The organism is Thiomicrorhabdus xiamenensis, from assembly GCF_013282625.1.
GTDB classification, from domain to species: domain Bacteria; phylum Pseudomonadota; class Gammaproteobacteria; order Thiomicrospirales; family Thiomicrospiraceae; genus Thiomicrorhabdus; species Thiomicrorhabdus xiamenensis.
Genome location: NZ_CP054020.1, coordinates 1,528,343 through 1,543,833 on the forward strand (window position 1 = coordinate 1,528,343; position 15,491 = coordinate 1,543,833).

General features: G+C 48.7%; 12 protein-coding genes. 5 read left to right on the top strand and 7 right to left on the bottom strand.

From position 1 onward, the window contains the following. Positions 1 to 121 precede the first annotated feature (121 nt). From aceE to HQN79_RS07110, 3 genes are all read right to left on the bottom strand, one after another. The gene (aceE, locus tag HQN79_RS07100; RefSeq protein ID WP_173285246.1) at positions 122 to 2,782 is read right to left on the bottom strand and encodes a pyruvate dehydrogenase (acetyl-transferring), homodimeric type; all 2,661 of its coding nucleotides are present in this window, start codon (positions 2,780 to 2,782) and stop codon (positions 122 to 124) included. A gap of 430 nt (positions 2,783 to 3,212) precedes the next feature. Then, entirely contained in the window at positions 3,213 to 6,116 is a 2,904-nt protein-coding gene (locus HQN79_RS07105; RefSeq protein WP_173285247.1) for a methyl-accepting chemotaxis protein, read from the bottom strand. Between the two features lie 208 nt (positions 6,117 to 6,324). Beyond that, positions 6,325 to 6,807 (bottom strand): RNA pyrophosphohydrolase, encoded by a 483-nt coding sequence (locus tag HQN79_RS07110; RefSeq protein ID WP_173285248.1) that lies wholly within the window; start codon positions 6,805 to 6,807, stop codon positions 6,325 to 6,327. A 264-nt stretch (positions 6,808 to 7,071) separates the two neighbouring features. Between HQN79_RS07110 and HQN79_RS07115 the strand changes: the two genes are divergently transcribed. After that, positions 7,072 to 7,728, top strand: a complete 657-nt coding sequence (locus tag HQN79_RS07115) for a histidinol-phosphatase (RefSeq protein ID WP_173285249.1) — start codon at positions 7,072 to 7,074, stop codon at positions 7,726 to 7,728. Positions 7,729 to 7,827: 99 nt separating this feature from the next. Here the strand turns inward: HQN79_RS07115 and HQN79_RS07120 are convergent, their stop codons facing one another. Next, positions 7,828 to 8,343 carry a flavodoxin gene (locus HQN79_RS07120; RefSeq protein WP_173285250.1) on the bottom strand — a complete coding sequence of 172 codons (516 nt, stop codon included), beginning with the start codon at positions 8,341 to 8,343 and terminating at the stop codon, positions 7,828 to 7,830. Between the two features lie 161 nt (positions 8,344 to 8,504). Between HQN79_RS07120 and HQN79_RS07125 the strand changes: the two genes are divergently transcribed. Continuing rightward, the gene (locus HQN79_RS07125) at positions 8,505 to 8,741 is read left to right on the top strand and encodes a uracil-DNA glycosylase (RefSeq protein WP_238843331.1); all 237 of its coding nucleotides are present in this window, start codon (positions 8,505 to 8,507) and stop codon (positions 8,739 to 8,741) included. 95 nt (positions 8,742 to 8,836) lie between these two features. Here HQN79_RS07125 and ampD read toward each other — a convergent pair whose 3' ends face one another. Then, the gene (ampD, locus tag HQN79_RS07130; RefSeq protein ID WP_173285251.1) at positions 8,837 to 9,400 is read right to left on the bottom strand and encodes a 1,6-anhydro-N-acetylmuramyl-L-alanine amidase AmpD; all 564 of its coding nucleotides are present in this window, start codon (positions 9,398 to 9,400) and stop codon (positions 8,837 to 8,839) included. Positions 9,401 to 9,611: 211 nt separating this feature from the next. On the opposite strand from ampD, the gene nadC reads away from it, so the two are divergent. Together nadC and HQN79_RS07140 are read left to right on the top strand one after the other, a co-directional pair. After that, entirely contained in the window at positions 9,612 to 10,457 is an 846-nt protein-coding gene (nadC, locus tag HQN79_RS07135) for a carboxylating nicotinate-nucleotide diphosphorylase (protein ID WP_173285252.1), read from the top strand. Positions 10,458 to 10,483: 26 nt separating this feature from the next. Further along, positions 10,484 to 12,496: a cation:proton antiporter gene (locus HQN79_RS07140; protein ID WP_173285253.1), complete on the top strand. Its 2,013-nt coding sequence runs from the start codon at positions 10,484 to 10,486 to the stop codon at positions 12,494 to 12,496. 66 nt (positions 12,497 to 12,562) lie between these two features. Here the strand turns inward: HQN79_RS07140 and pgeF are convergent, their stop codons facing one another. After that, entirely contained in the window at positions 12,563 to 13,360 is a 798-nt protein-coding gene (pgeF, locus tag HQN79_RS07145) for a peptidoglycan editing factor PgeF (protein WP_202984557.1), read from the bottom strand. Between the two features lie 24 nt (positions 13,361 to 13,384). Further along, a complete protein-coding gene (gene rluD, locus HQN79_RS07150) occupies positions 13,385 to 14,431 on the bottom strand; it encodes a 23S rRNA pseudouridine(1911/1915/1917) synthase RluD (protein WP_173285254.1) in 1,047 nt (348 codons plus the stop codon). Positions 14,432 to 14,616: 185 nt separating this feature from the next. Here rluD and HQN79_RS07155 point away from each other — a divergent pair, with 185 nt between their 5' ends. Further along, positions 14,617 to 15,459: an outer membrane protein assembly factor BamD gene (locus HQN79_RS07155; RefSeq protein ID WP_173285255.1), complete on the top strand. Its 843-nt coding sequence runs from the start codon at positions 14,617 to 14,619 to the stop codon at positions 15,457 to 15,459. Positions 15,460 to 15,491: the final 32 nt, after the last annotated feature.

A 15,491-nucleotide genomic window follows, 5' to 3' on the forward strand; every position in this document is an offset into this window, starting at 1 on the left:
CTGTAGAGCCACCGCCGCAAGATTCTGCTGCGGCAGTGTCTCGAAAATACTATGTATGATGCATCATACGTTAATTCTTTCGCGTAAAAAAAGCCACACTGCAACAGTGCGGCTTTTAACATCAGGCGTGAACCGGATAGACTTTATCCGCTTCCAGGCCATATTTCGCGATTGCTTCGGAAACAACCTTAGCATCGATAGAGCCTGCATCAGCCAACGCTTTAAGGGCCGTAACCACCACATAGTGGCGATCGACTTCAAAGAATTTACGTAGCTGTTCACGGGTATCAGAACGACCGAAGCCGTCGGTACCCAACACATAGTATTCACCCGGAATATAATCACGGATACGTTCAGGATAGTCACGGATGTAATCCGTCGCTGCAATGAACGGCCCTTCGGAACCGGTAAGCAGTTCAGTTGCATAAGGCACTTTCGCTTCCGCTTCAGGGTGCAGCGTATTCCAGCGAGTGACTTCGATACCGTCGCGGCGAACCAGGTTAAAGCTTGGTACACCCCAGATATCAGCCGCGACATTCCAGTCGCTTTCCAGCATTTCGGCCGCCGCAATCACTTCACGGAAGATCGTACCCGACCCCATCAGCTGAACTTTGTTCTTATGCTTGGCAGCGGATTTCTTGAAGGAGTACATCCCTTTCAGAATGCCTTCCTCGGAACCTTCCGGCATTGCAGGATGGCTGTAGTTTTCGTTCATACCGGTGATGTAGTAGTAAACGTCTTCCTTATCGTGGAACATACGCTTAATACCGTCACGGATAATTACCGCCATTTCGTAAGCGAAAGTCGGATCGTAGGACAGACAGTTCGGAACGTGGTCGAACTGGATCAGGTTGTGACCGTCCTGGTGCTGCAGACCTTCACCTTCAAGCGTCGTACGACCGGCGGTACCACCGATCAGGAAACCACGCGCACGAGAGTCACCGGCCGCCCAGGCCAGGTCACCGATACGCTGGAAACCGAACATCGAGTAATAGATATAGAAAGGAATCATGCTCACGCCGTAGTTCGCATAAGCGGTCGCCGCAGCAACCCAGTTCGCCATGGAACCGGCTTCGTTGATCCCTTCTTCGAATACCTGACCGTTGGCAGATTCTTTGTACCACATCAACTGGTCGGCATCCATCGGCTCATACAACTGACCGGCCGGATCGTAGATACCGACCTGACGGAACAGACCTTCCATACCAAAAGTACGCGCTTCATCCGGGATAATCGGAACAACACGCGGTCCAAGCGCCTTGTCACGCAACAGGATCGAGATAATACGCACGAATGCCATGGTGGTCGACATTTCACGATCACCGGTACCGTCGGTCAGCATTTTGAACGCATCCAAAGCAGGCACCGGTAACGGTTCTGCATCGTCATGACGTGCAGGAATCGGTCCACCCAGCGCATCACGGCGCTCTTTCATGTATTTCATGATGTCGGAATCTTCGTCCGGACGGTAGAACGGAATGTCTTTTTCCAACTCTTCGTCTGAAATCGGAACAGAGAAACGGTCACGGAAATATTTCAGGCCGTCTTTATCCAGTTTCTTCTGTTGGTGAGCGGTGTTCGCCGCTTCACCGTAAGCGCCCATACCGTAACCTTTAACAGTTTTCGCCAGGATAACCGTCGGTTGACCTTGCGATTCGGTTGCACGCTTATAAGCGTTGTAGATCTTACGCGGCGAGTGACCACCACGAGTCAGCTTGAAGATCTCATCGTCGGTCATATCCGCAACCAGCGCTGCGGTTTCAGGGTACTTACCGAAGAAGTGCTCGCGAACGAATGCGCCGTCTTTCGCTTTATAAGCCTGGTATTCACCGTCAACGACTTCACCCATGCGCTCGATCAGCTTACCGGTTTCGTCTTTCTGTAGCAGACGATCCCAGCCTGAACCCCAGATGACTTTCAGAACCTGCCAACCGGCACCACGGAAGACGCCTTCCAATTCCTGAATGATCTTGTCGTTACCACGAACCGGACCGTCAAGACGCTGCAGGTTACAGTTGATAACGAAAATCAGGTTATCCAGTTTTTCGCGTTTCGCTAACTGGATCGCACCACGTGATTCCGGTTCATCCATCTCACCGTCACCCAAGAACGCCCAGACTTTACGTCCTTCGGTCTCAGCCAGGCCGCGAGCCTGCATGTATTTCATGAAACGCGCCTGGTAGATTGCCATTAGCGGCCCTAGACCCATCGATACGGTCGGGAACTGCCAGTAATCCGGCATCAACCAAGGGTGAGGATAAGAGGACAGACCTTCCTGATCCACTTCCTGACGGAAGTTACGCAGGCGATCCGCTTCGAAACGGCCTTCCATAAAGGAACGAGAGTACATACCCGGAGCCGTGTGCCCCTGGAAGAAGACCATATCCGCGCCTTGCGCGTGCTTAGGTCCTTTGAAGAAGTGGTTCATCCCCACCTCATACAGCGTACAGCTTGAAGCGTAAGAAGCGATGTGCCCACCAACACTGGTGGTTTTGTTTGCGCGTGATACCATCGCCATCGCATTCCAGCGCAATAGCGAACGAATACGGGTTTCAAGCCCCATATCGCCAGGATAGTTAACCTGTTCTTCAACGGAAATGGTATTGATATAAGGTGTATTGGCAGAGTATGGAATATCAATGCCGTGAACACGCGCTTTTTCGATTAGACTGGCAATAATGTGCTGAGCCTTGTCGGAACCTTCAAATTCGACCACCGCTTCCAGCGCATCGATCCACTCTTGAGTCTCCTGTGGATCCTGATCTACAAACTGTTCGCTCATAATAAGTTTTCCTCAATGGGTTGGATATTTGTCTTCAGGAGCTGGGTAAGCCTGAAGTGACTTTTCGCTATGGATAGTTCTTATCGCTAGCGCCAACATTTTTTTAACGCCAAGGTTTCCAGCTACTTAGTTTTCCCTGACGCAAACCTACCCGAAAAAGCCGACCAGAGGGACATTTCTCGCAATTGCAGGTTTATTAAAAGTTGGGGCATCATACCATTTTTTATTTAAGTTTTCAGTGATAAGCTTATGTCACGCGGCTTTGCCGGCATTCAGAAAAGCTAAGCTTTTGTTTTTCAAAAGTTTCTCTTTCGTTCTTAATCAGCATTACACAGTAAAACCATAATAAAAACCCCTTATATAAAGGGGTTTAAATGACCTTGAGCGCATCCCCGATCCGGAAACCTAAAATGAACTCATCAGATTGCACCTAATCGTGTTCAACAACGCCTGATTTAAGTTTGAAAGCCTTGATGATAGATTGCATAGTGTCTGCCGACTCTTTCAAACCTTCTGTGCTGGCAGTGGTTTCTTCAACAAGTGCGGCATTCTGTTGTGTGACGCTGTCGATATGTGTAATTGATTTATTCACCTCTTCCACACCTACCGACTGGTCTTTGGAAGCCCGCTCGACTTCAGAAATAATCGATTGAACCTGTCCAGTAATATCCGTCACCTCTCTCAGAGACTCTCCTACACGATCAACCTGTTGGACACCAATATCAATCGCTGCGCTGGAGGCTTGAATCAACTGCTCGATCTCTTTGGTTGCTTCCGCTGACTTACCGGCCAGATTACGGACTTCGCCGGCGACAACGGCAAAACCACGCCCATGCTCGCCAGCTCTCGCCGCTTCAACGGCGGCATTTAGAGCCAACAGGTTAGTTTGGAATGCAATTGAGTCAATCAACACCGTAATATCGCGGATTTTCTGTGATGACTCCTGAATACCCTGCATTGATTTACGGGTATCTTCCATTGCACTGTTCGCCATTCCAAGCTTCTGGCTCTGCTGATTCGAGAGGTTTGAGGCTTCAATGGTATTATCCAGATTACTGCGAATCTGCGCAGTCGTCTGCTCCATAGCGGCTGACGTTTCTTCCAGGGATGCCGCCTGACTCTGGGTCCGCTGATTGAGACTCTGGGTTCCTTCCACGACATTTTCGGTATTTTCATAGACTCTGAATGCAGCCTGACGCAGTTTCATCATTGTTTCCGTCAGGCGTTCCATGCTGGCGTTTACTGCCGTTTTCGCGTCGTTCAGAGCATATTCATAATCACCGCTGATTGGTTGTGAGAAATCACCTTCCGCCATTCGTTCACTTGCCTGAACAACATCGGAAAACCCTTGTTCAATCAATACCAGAGACTGGTTAATGCTTTTCTGTAAATTCTCAATATCGCCTTGCTGGAAGTTAAGGATCCGCTCATCCAATTTCCCGCGAGCGGCATACCCCATAACTTTATTGATTTCAGAGAAGACTTCCGCCAGGTTTTGTATCGCCGAAAAACCTCTCTCGACAATCAGCGCATACTCCCCCGTCAGATTGTGCTGTGATTGATTACGGAAGTTCCCTTTTTGCATATTTTCCATAACCTCACCCAGAGTTCCAAAGGTATCCTGCAAAACTTCACAGGTATGGTTAATGCGCCCTTTTAACATATCGTAATCGGACTCAAACGGGGTACGAATCCGATAATCCAGACGACCTTTAACCAACTCTTCCATAGCGGCATTCGACTCGGCAATAATACATTGCGATAACATGACCTGGCGATTATAGGCCATACCTAACTGACCGATTTCATCCTTGGCATAGTAGCGTACGCGTGCAAACAAATTACTTTGCGCCGTCGCCACATCCATCGTTCTCTGGACGTTTTTTAACGGTTTGAGAATAAACAGCCATAGAAGCCAGGCAATAATCAAAGCAAGAATCACCACCGTAATGACCACATTCATAAACGCCTGAATGGCTATATCAACCTTTGCGCCAACATAATCATTGTAGGCAGCAACCGGTTCACTGAGAATGTGATACCCCATTAACTCTCCGGATTGCGACTTAATAGGCGTTGAGGCGTGAAAATAGGTTTCACCGACAAAATAGCCGTTGGAAAACAACGAATCGATATCAATTCTTTTTAGAAGTTCAATCTGTTTCAAACTGTTTTCACTTGAGAATTGCTGATTATTACCTACTACCCATTTATCATCGCTGGAAACAGGTCGGTTTTTAGCGTTTTTCTGTCTGAACTGATCACCTTTAAGAGCATAATCAACCGACATGGCTGCCAGATATAACTGATCCTGTTTTTCGAAATCACGACGTAATGAACCGACGCCTTGAATAAATTCGACAAACCCTTCATAACGCCCCTGATAGAAAACCGGAACGATCGATTTGATGTTGTAACCCACAGAACTGAGCGCATTGGTTACCAATGGCTTAGGCTCTAGACTCATTTTTTGAATATAGCTGCGTGCCGAAAGGTCGTCCATTCGCTGCTGTTCAAGCGGCTTCCAGGATTTAAGATAAGATATGCCGTTTTCATCGACAAAATGCAACTTAACATTCTTCAAATCGGAAAACTTCGAATAACTTTGACCTGCTTCGGCCAGTAACTTCAATAAAGCCGCCTGATCCCTTTCAGCGACAAATTTTGCGACATGGTCAGAAAAAGTAATCCCGATTGCATTGGTAATCCCGATATCGTGCTTTTTCTCCATTTTAGCGGTAACGTATTTGCCCAAAGTCACCGAACGATAATCGGCCGAGTCCCGTTTAATCTCGTTAATTTCATTTATTGCCATAAAACCGGCAACGGCAATAATCAGTAAGGAGGCCAGCAAAATGGCTAAAAGGGTTTTCGTCAACAGAGAAGCACGCTGCAGACCGAAACGAGACATCCATTTATGATAATTTTCGCCAATCCAGATTCCGTTGGTATAAACTTTTTTGCCGTCGGCAATTTCTCGATACAGGCTTTCATAGCCAGCAATTCGGGCGGGATCGGAAACCACTCTTTTGATTGAGGTATAACCGATATAACGCCCTTTTTCGAAAATAGGCTGAATCGTCATTTCCGCCCAGTAAGTTTCACCGTTCTTTTTCATTTCCTGAATCGGGAACTGCACCGGATGGTTCTTACTTACCTGCTCTTGAATTGTCGTCTGGATCTGTTCGGGAATGCCCGGTGCTCGAAGCATACTAGTTGGTTGCCCGAGAATTTCCTCTTCACTGTAACCCAACCACTCAATGTAATCCTGATTGATGTAATCAATTCTTCCTTCAGCATTAACATTCGCAGCCAACCTTAAATTATCAGTCATCCATCCACCTTCAATATTTCCTTATTGCACCATAAAAGATACTTTAACCAAAAAAAACCACATTGGAAGTATGCTTTCTAATTAAATGATCTTTTTCAGACGTTTTCTCGATACAACTCAAGTCTTCGGCTCACAGCCCGCACTATTCAGACTTCTTCAAACAATAAAAAACCCCGCTCGCGGCGGGGTTTCGTAAAAAGACACTCAATTACAGCCAGAATTTATTCAATGCATGCTCCAGTTCGGTCAAGGCTTTGTGGTACACAGCCTGTTTGAAGTTAACCACTTCCTGAACCGGACGCCAGTAATCGACCCAGTCCCAATCTTCGAACTCCGGCGTATCATGCCGGTTAAGGTCAATCCGACTGGCGTCGCTTTCCAAGCCCAGCAGAAACCAGACCTGCTTCTGCCCGACGCACAAAGGCTGACTGTTGTGCCGGATCAGGTGCTTGGGCAGATCATAACTGAGCCAGCCGTTGGTACGACCAAGCACACGTACATCCGAAGGTTCCAGACCGACCTCTTCTTTCAGTTCGCGAAAAGCGGCCTGTTGCGGAGTTTCATGCTCGCGAATTCCTCCTTGCGGAAATTGCCAGGCTTCCTGATGAATCCTCTTCCCCCAAAACAGCTTGCCATCTTTATTTACTATTATTATTCCGACATTCTGTCGATATCCATGTTCATCTATCATGAAAAACTAAAAACACTCAAAATCATTTAATTCGGATAATAGTGCCTAAAATGCGCGGATTTTTCAATTTAAAATTGCCGTTTAGTTCACGCCTGATAAGAAATAATTAATATTTAGCAGGCTTGATTTTTCCGCACTCTGGAACATTTTTTGGTGTTTAATCACATGCACAGGGAATGATTCGCAGCCGTCGAATCGGTTGACAAAAATGCGTTATCCGCTAGGATGCGCATCAATTCATTTTGTATATAAGGCTTTAAAGTCATGGCTTTAGCGATTTTCGATCTTGATAACACTCTGATTGCCAACGACAGTGATTATCTGTGGGGCGAGTTTCTGGTTCAGAAAGGTTACGTTGACGGCGAAGCCTTCGCCAAAACTAACGCGCAGTTTTATGAAGACTATAAAAACGGCACACTGGATATTTACGCCTATCAGCGATTCGCCCTGCAACCCTTAAGCGAGCAGAGCATGGAAACACTGACCGAATGGCATCGCCAATTCATGAATGAGTTCATCGAACCGATCGTTTTACCGAAAGCGCTGGCACTGGTCGAAAAGCATAAACAGCAAGGCGACGATGTTTTAATCATCACGGCAACCAACACCTTTATTACCCGGCCGATCGGATTGCGTTACGGAATCGAAACACTCCTAGGTACGGAAGGAGAAATCAAAGCCGGTCGTTATACCGGCGAGGTCGAAGGCACTCCGACGTTTCAGGAAGGCAAGGTCGTTCGTCTGCAGGAGTGGCTGCAATTAAACAATAAAAACCTTGATGGCAGCTATTTCTATTCCGATTCGCACAATGACCTGCCGTTGCTAAAATTGGTTGATCATCCGATCGTTGTCGACGGCGATGAAAAGTTGATCGCTTATGCTCAAGCGCATGACTGGCCGTGCATTTCATTGCGCGATTAAGCGACCAAAAAGCGATCAGACAACAAAGTTTTAAAACAAAAAAGCCGTGGTAAGACAATGCATTACCACGGCTTTCTACTAAATATTCGAAACAGAAAGTTACAGTTCGAATTCTTCTTTGATCTGCTCAACCCAATTGTCGACGCGTTCATCGGTCAACTCCGGCTGCTGATCTTCATCAATTCCCAGACCGACAAAAAACTCTTCGTCTTCGGTAACCGCTTTCGACTCGTCGAATTCAAAACCGTCGGTTGAAGTATAACCCGCAGGCGTTGCTCCGTTTTCTACGGCGATGTCATGCATCATTCCCATGGCGTCCAGGAAATACTCGGAATAATCCGCCTGATCCCCCAGCCCGAAACAGGCAACCGTCTTACCGGTAAAATCGATTCCTTTGAAATCTTCCCAGAAATCGTCCCAGCTACTCTGCAATTCACCGTAGTACCAGGTTGGCTGACCAAGAATGATTTTATCGTACTTGGCAAAATCATCGGCACTGGCTGTGGCAATATCGTAAACATCAACCAGATCTTCTCCCATCTTCTGCTTGATTAAATCTGCGACACGTTCGGTATTTCCGGTATCCGTTCCGTAAAATAGGCCAACTTTACTCATGCTGTGATCCTTTAAACTGCTAGTTTGTCTGTTTGCTGCTACGGCCTGAGCCACCTTGATAAAAAGGTGGTAATTTCATCAACTATTGACTCAAGCAAAATTGGGCGCAATCATAGCATAGTCAGATTAACGCCTCATTTATTAAATTTTTATCGTTAATAATGAAAAAAACTAATTCAGTCGACTGCTTCAAATGCAAACATTTCTATGTCACCTGGGAGCCTTCCAACCCTCGTGGCTGCAAGGCTTTCGGCTTCAAAACCGCCAAAATGCCCAGCCAGGTTGTGCTGGAAACATCCGGCGAAATCTGCCTGAAATTCGTTCCAAAAGAACCAGACAAGACCGACGGCAATCAGAAACCGGGTAACCGCAACAACGGCAATGGCTGGATTGCCTGATCATTTTCCATTCTTAACATTCAAGAATAGGTACATCTTAAAACAAGCCTCGTCCGAACGACCTGTTTAAAATCAAATATTACGCGCTTGACCCCTTAACGCAAAAAACGCTGTTGCAAGAGCCGTTCAAGCGCTTCCCAGACAAAATAGACGCCCGGATCGGTTTTTCGGCCCGGAGCAATGTCGCTATGACCGGTTACCGCCTCGGTCGGCATTTCCGGGTAAGCTTGCCAGATCGCATGGATTGACGTTGCCAGACTCTGGTATTGCGTTGCTGTATAGGGTGTAAAATCCGTCCCCTCCAACTCGATACCGATCGAAAAATCGTTACAACTCTGACGCCCGTGATAACTCGACAGACCCGCATGCCAGGCACGCTTGTCAAAAGGGACATACTGAATAACCGAACCGTCGCGACGGATAAATAGATGCGAAGAGACGCGCAAACCGTCAATCTTGGCGTAGTAAGGATCTTTTTGCGGATCAAGCTGATTGGTGAAAAGTTCGCTGACCCCCTCGCCTCCAAACTGATTCGGCGGAAGTGAAATACCATGGACAACAATCAGATCAAGCGACGCATTTTCCGGTCTTTCGTCGTAATTCGGACTTGGCACAAATTGCGCCTGATCGAGGAGCTGTAAATCTGGCAAAACCTGCATAATTAAAATCAATTCCCTTGTATCAATGCCCGATAGTATAACGTCAATTCTGTATAATGATTCCTATTTAAAAAGTGCGCAAAATAATCGACAGACTACGAAAAGTAACGATCAATCAACGCACGGTTATATGACACTAAAATCACCAGTAAGCCATTTGCCTGGCCGCACGTCAGAAAAGTGGCCCGTAAGCCCAAGTAAGTAAAAGACAATGACTGACATTAACTACTTTGAAGATATTGAAAACACCGTCCAGAAAGCGCTTGAAGAAGACATTAAAGGCGGCGACCTGACCGCCAGTCTTATTCCGCAGGAAACCCAGGCTGATGCCGCTATTATTTGCCGTGAAGAAGCGGTGTTATGCGGTCGCCCCTGGTTCGACGAAGTGTTTCGTCAGGTTGATGACAGCATCAAGATTAACTGGCTTAAAGAAGAAGGCGAACCGGTGCATGCGAATGACACTCTGTGTGAGATTTCCGGTTCTGCACGACATATTTTGACGGCCGAGCGTACCGCACTGAACTTTCTGCAAACACTTATGGCGACCGCAACCACCACTTCAGCCTACATGAAATATCTGATCGGCAGCACAACGACTTTACTGGACACCCGTAAGACCCTTCCCGGCCTGCGCTTGGCACAGAAATACGCCGTCGCTTGCGGCGGAGCGCAGAATCACCGTATCGGCTTGTATGATGCGATCTTGATCAAAGAAAACCATATTATGGCAGCCGGCGGTATCAATGCCGCAGTTACAAATGCCAAACGGCTCTACCCTTCGGTCAAAGTTGAGGTGGAAACGGAAAACCTCGATGAAGTCCAGCAAGCCCTTGAAGCCGGCGCCGATATCATTATGCTGGATAACTTCAGCATAGACATGATGCAGCAAGCGGTAGAAATGGTTGACCATAGAGCCAAACTGGAAGTCTCGGGCAATGTCGAAATTCAGCATCTGGCCGAACTGGCCGCGACCGGTGTTGATTACATTTCGACCGGCGCAATTACCAAGCACCTGCGCGCTATCGACTTGTCCATGCGTTTTAAAATGAATCAATAACCCTCTGTTTTTAAAGGATTACCAGTTTGAACTCACACGAAGACCACCTACTGTTTAATGCCGTCTTCCTGTTGGCTATTGCAGTAATAGCAGTCGCCTTTTCGCGCCGTCTGTCCTTCCCGCCGATTCTCGGTTACATTGCCGTCGGGATGATTGTCGGTCCGCACGGTTTCAGTCTCATCGAAAACGAAGAAAACATCGCTCTTCTCGCCGAACTGGGAATCGTATTCCTGCTGTTCGCCATAGGGCTGGAGTTTTCCATCAACCAGATGATGGCGATGCGCAAACTGGTTTTCGGCATGGGTAGCGTTCAAGTACTGACCACCGCCGTAGTCGTCTACTTTATCGGTCACCTTGCCGGTCTGGACACCAATACCAACATCGTCATAGCCAGCGCTTTCGCCCTCTCGTCCACTGCAATCGTCATTAAACAGCTGGTCGAACAATCCGAAATACAATCGCGTCATGGCCGCTCGGTTCTGGGCATACTGATTTTCCAGGACATCATGGCGATTCCATTACTGATCCTGATTCCAACACTGGCAATGAGCAGCAACGAAGACGGTGCCCTGGCAATGGCGATGACCATCGCCTTCCTCAAAGGGATTTTTGTGGTCGTGATCATGCACCTGATCGGGCGCTATCTGCTGCGCCCGCTGTTCCATGAAGTCGCTTCGGCCAAATCTCAGGAGTTGTTCACGCTGACTGTTCTGACCGTTGCCTTGGGGGCTGCCGCCTTCACCGAAGAGATGGGACTCTCTATGACATTAGGGGCTTTCCTGGCCGGGATGATGTTATCGGAAACCGAATACCGTCACCAGATCGAATCCGATATTCGCCCGTTCCAGGACATTCTACTCGGACTGTTTTTCGTTACGGTCGGTATGATTATTTCCATCGATATCCTCAGCAAATATTTCCTTGAGGTCATCGGCATCACCATCGCCATTATCATCGTCAAGGGCGTCATTATCTATTTCGCTTCGCGTCTGTTCAACAAGGAGCCGGGCGTATCGGCACGTATCTCCCTGTCTCTGGCGCAGGTCGGTGAATTCGGGCTGGTATTGATGACGCTCGCATTCACTTACAACCTGATGCCGCAGGAAGAAGGTAATATCCTTTTGACAGCGGCGGTGCTAAGCATGGCGGTCGCCCCGTTCATGGTTAAATTCAACGGTCATATCGCCAAATTCCTGCATAGGGGAACCTATGCACAGAGTCATGAAACGCTGGCCGAATCAATTGCCGATCAGAACAAACACATCAGCAACCATGTCATTCTGTGCGGATTCGGGCGTGTCGGTCAGACCGTCGGACGCTTCCTGCACAATTCCAACGAAATTTTTACCGCACTGGATATGGATATCAAACGGGTTAACGAAGCCAGTTCTGCCGGTGAAAGCGTGTTTTACGGCGATGCGACCAAAGAAAGTATTCTCAGAGCGGCGGGGATTGAACGCGCCAAAATCGTGATTATCACTTTCAGCGATTACCATGCCTCCATGAAGATTCTGCTGCGTATCCGCCAGATCGATGCCAACATTCCAATTCTGGTACGTACCCTTGATGACTCGCACGTCAATGACTTTATCGAAGCTGGCGCCAACGAGGTTATCCCGGATACCTTTGAATCCAGCATCATGCTTTCATCGCACCTGCTGCTGATGATCGGGCATCCGCCAAGCAAGGTTTTACGCGAAACGCGCCTGATCAGACGCGACCGTTACCGCCTGCTGGAAAACTTCTACCCCGGTGTTGACGACGACCCGTCCAACCCGCTGCAATCACACCAACTGATGAAAGGGATTATTCACAGTGTGCCGCTGAATGAAACCGATTTTGCCGTCAACAAGCTATTAAAAGAGATACCTCTGGAACGCTGGCAGGTCACGGCGGATGCAATAAAACGCGGTCACGTGCGTGGAGAAAACCCTTCCGGTGAAACCAAACTGCGGATCGACGACCACATCGTACTCAGCGGATTGCCCGAAGATGTCGCCAAAGCCGAAACCTATATCCGAACCGGTAATCAGGATTAATCTGTAAAACACCTTCCAGAACCGGAAGGTCTGATTTAATGTCGATGGGAACCAGTCGTTTTGGTTTTAATCGGCCAACCAGATAAGAGACGCTATTCGCCCGGTGCGTCCGAAGTCGTTTTCGGATGCCGGGTAATGGCAGGCGTAACGGTACGAATAAAACCGTTCCGGTTCGGCATAAGTACACAGACCGCTCTGCGTAACCTGCTCCACGCCATAGACTTGCAAGATGCGCTGAACAATGCCACCTAAATCGGCCAGATATTTCCCCTCTTTGCCCGCTTCGGCCTGAAAGTAATCGGCTGCAAAAGCGTGTTTGCCGACAAATGCCTCGTGAACTTCAGAACCGACTTCAAAATTAGCTTGAGAAATCGACGGTCCGATCCACGCCAGAACTTGATTCGGTGGCGTCTTTTTTTGTTTGAGAACCTGCTGCAAGCTGCTTTCGACGATTCCGTCCAGCAACCCTTTCCAACCGGCATGAATCGCCGCTACCCAAGTACCGGCCCGGTCGCACAGCAAAATCGGCATACAGTCCGCGGTCATCACAACACAGGCGCGTTGCTGACGATCACTCCAACAGGCGTCGGCAACCGGCGGCACCTCTCCTTTTTCAGGAGGAACCTCGTCGAAATAAACCAACTTGGTCGTATGCTGCTGATTCAACCACAAGGGTTCGCTCCGCAGCCCCAAATCCGCAACCAGCTTTTCCCGGTTGACCAGAACCTTCTGCGCATCGTCACCGACATGCAGTGCCAGATTAAGCGAATCGTAAGGTGTCGCACTGACACCGCCGGCTCGCGTGGTACTCAGCGCCCGGACATTATCCGGAGCCGGCCAATCGGGTTCGATTAAAGTCAGAATGAGAGGACTCCTTTATTACGCCTCTTAATAGTCCGGAATATCATCATCGGTAACCCACTCGACTTCAACGCCGTTATCGTAGTCGTACTCGTCATAGCCGAGCTGCTGTTCATGGAATAGCTCGATGTCTTCGCGCAGGATATCGACCAACTCCAGCATGTCGTCCGGCATAGGAGCCTTCCATTTCATTACTTTTCCGCTCACCGGGTGGGTCAGACTTAAAGCTCCGGCGTGCAGCGCCTGACGATGGAAGTGGCGCAGGTATTCAACAAATTCAGGATCCATTCTTTTCGGAATACGGAAACGTTTGCCGTATACCGGATCGCCGACCAGCGGATATCCCAGATTCGACATATGCACGCGAATCTGGTGAGTACGACCGGTTTCCAGTTTGACGCGAATTCGGGTGTGCGCACGGAAATGCTCCAGAACTCGGTAGTGTGTGACAGCCGGTTTACCACCGGCGGCGCGTACCGCCATCTTTTTGCGGTCGCTCGGACTACGTCCGATCGGCTTGTCGATCGTACCGCCCTGATTAAGATTGCCGACCACGACCGCGTCGTAAATACGTTCTACCGCATGACGTTGTAATTGCTCCACCAGATGGGTCTGAGCACCGACTGTTTTAGCGACAACCATCAGGCCGGAAGTATCCTTATCAAGTCGGTGAACAATCCCCGCTCGCGGAACCTCCCGCAAAGCCGGATTATGAAACAGCAAAGCGTTCATTAGCGTACCGTCTGGATTTCCGGCACCGGGATGCACGACCAGACCGACCGGTTTATTGATGATCATAATCGCATCGTCCTCATAGACGATATTCAGGGAAATCTGTTGCGCCTCGACCTGAGTGCTGTCTTCAAGCACTGCGTCGATTTCTGCCTTCTCTCCACCCAAAAGTGCCTGGCGCGGCTTCTTGCAAACCGTTCCGTCAATCGTTACCCGCCCGTCTTTAATCCACTGCTGGATACGGTTTCTCGAATAATCCGGCAGTTGCTGCGACAGAATGGCATCCAGACGCTGCCCTATTGCGCCGTCGGGAATTTGAATTTGAATCGTTTCTCTGGACAAAAGTCTCTCCTTGAAGTACGCCGCGGGCCATTTAATCTACCAAGTTTACCCCTGTTTTCAGACGAAAATTCGTACCGAATAAAAGCCCTGACAAAAGCTTTGAATCGCCTTGATATGACAATGTTCCCGGAATATTTTGTGATATACTCAACGGCAATTTTGATTATGCCGTATTGTACAAAAGAATGATGAAAAAAACGTTGCTATCCGCCTTTCTTATAGGCAGCCTTTCCCTCAGCGGATGCTCGACCATTTCGAGCCTGGTCGAAAAGCCGGACGAAGAGAAAAAGGTTGAAGATTTCTATGAAGACGCAACTGAGGCATTCGAGAATCAGCAATGGGATGTTGCCATAGAGAACTATGAAAAACTCAAAGCCTACTTCCCGTATGGTTCCTATGCCGAACAGAGTTACCTTGAACTTGCGTACTCTTATTACCGTTACGACGAGCCGGAATCCGCTATCCGCGAACTGGAAGAATTCATCCGTCTCTATCCGCGGCACAGCGAATTGGCGTATTCCTTCTACCTGCGTGCCCTGGCGGCAGACTCGATCACTCGTAGCTGGCTGGACTCTTTCCTGACCGATCCGGCAAGCCGCGATACAAAGTCGGCGGACCGCGCCTATGGCTACTATGTCGAATTGATCAATCGCTTCCCGAACAGTAAATATGCCCAGCAGGCAGCTAAACGCCTTCTGGTGCTGCGCAATCAGATGGCCCGCCATGAAATTCAGGTGGCCAACTTCTATATGAAGCGTGAAGCTTATCTCGCTGCCGCCAACCGTGCCAAGCGCGTATTGGAACAATACCCGAATGCCGCGGTCACCGGTGAAGCACTGAAAATTCTGGCATTCTCATACGATAAACTGGGCATGAACCAGAACCGTGACGACGTGCTTAAGGTGTACGAGTTGAACCGCGATGCACTGGGCGTCAAAACAGCAACCAGTCACCAGATGGACAGTCTCGCCGAGCCGAACCGCTCGACCTTCGACTCCGTCTGGGAAGGTATTAAAGACCTGTTTTAGGCGCAATATCAGTTATTGACGACTCAATACGA

Bases quoted from the DNA above. Each gene is read 5' to 3' on its own strand.
- aceE (WP_173285246.1), bottom strand. From the start codon at position 2,782: ATGAGCGAACAGTTTGTAGATCAGGATCCACAGGAGACTCAAGAGTGG.
- HQN79_RS07105 (WP_173285247.1), bottom strand. From the start codon at position 6,116: ATGACTGATAATTTAAGGTTGGCTGCGAATGTTAATGCTGAAGGAAGA.
- HQN79_RS07110 (WP_173285248.1), bottom strand. From the start codon at position 6,807: ATGATAGATGAACATGGATATCGACAGAATGTCGGAATAATAATAGTA.
- HQN79_RS07115 (WP_173285249.1), top strand. From the start codon at position 7,072: ATGGCTTTAGCGATTTTCGATCTTGATAACACTCTGATTGCCAACGAC.
- HQN79_RS07120 (WP_173285250.1), bottom strand. From the start codon at position 8,343: ATGAGTAAAGTTGGCCTATTTTACGGAACGGATACCGGAAATACCGAA.
- HQN79_RS07125 (WP_238843331.1), top strand. From the start codon at position 8,505: ATGAAAAAAACTAATTCAGTCGACTGCTTCAAATGCAAACATTTCTAT.
- ampD (WP_173285251.1), bottom strand. From the start codon at position 9,400: ATGCAGGTTTTGCCAGATTTACAGCTCCTCGATCAGGCGCAATTTGTG.
- nadC (WP_173285252.1), top strand. From the start codon at position 9,612: ATGACTGACATTAACTACTTTGAAGATATTGAAAACACCGTCCAGAAA.
- HQN79_RS07155 (WP_173285255.1), top strand. From the start codon at position 14,617: ATGATGAAAAAAACGTTGCTATCCGCCTTTCTTATAGGCAGCCTTTCC.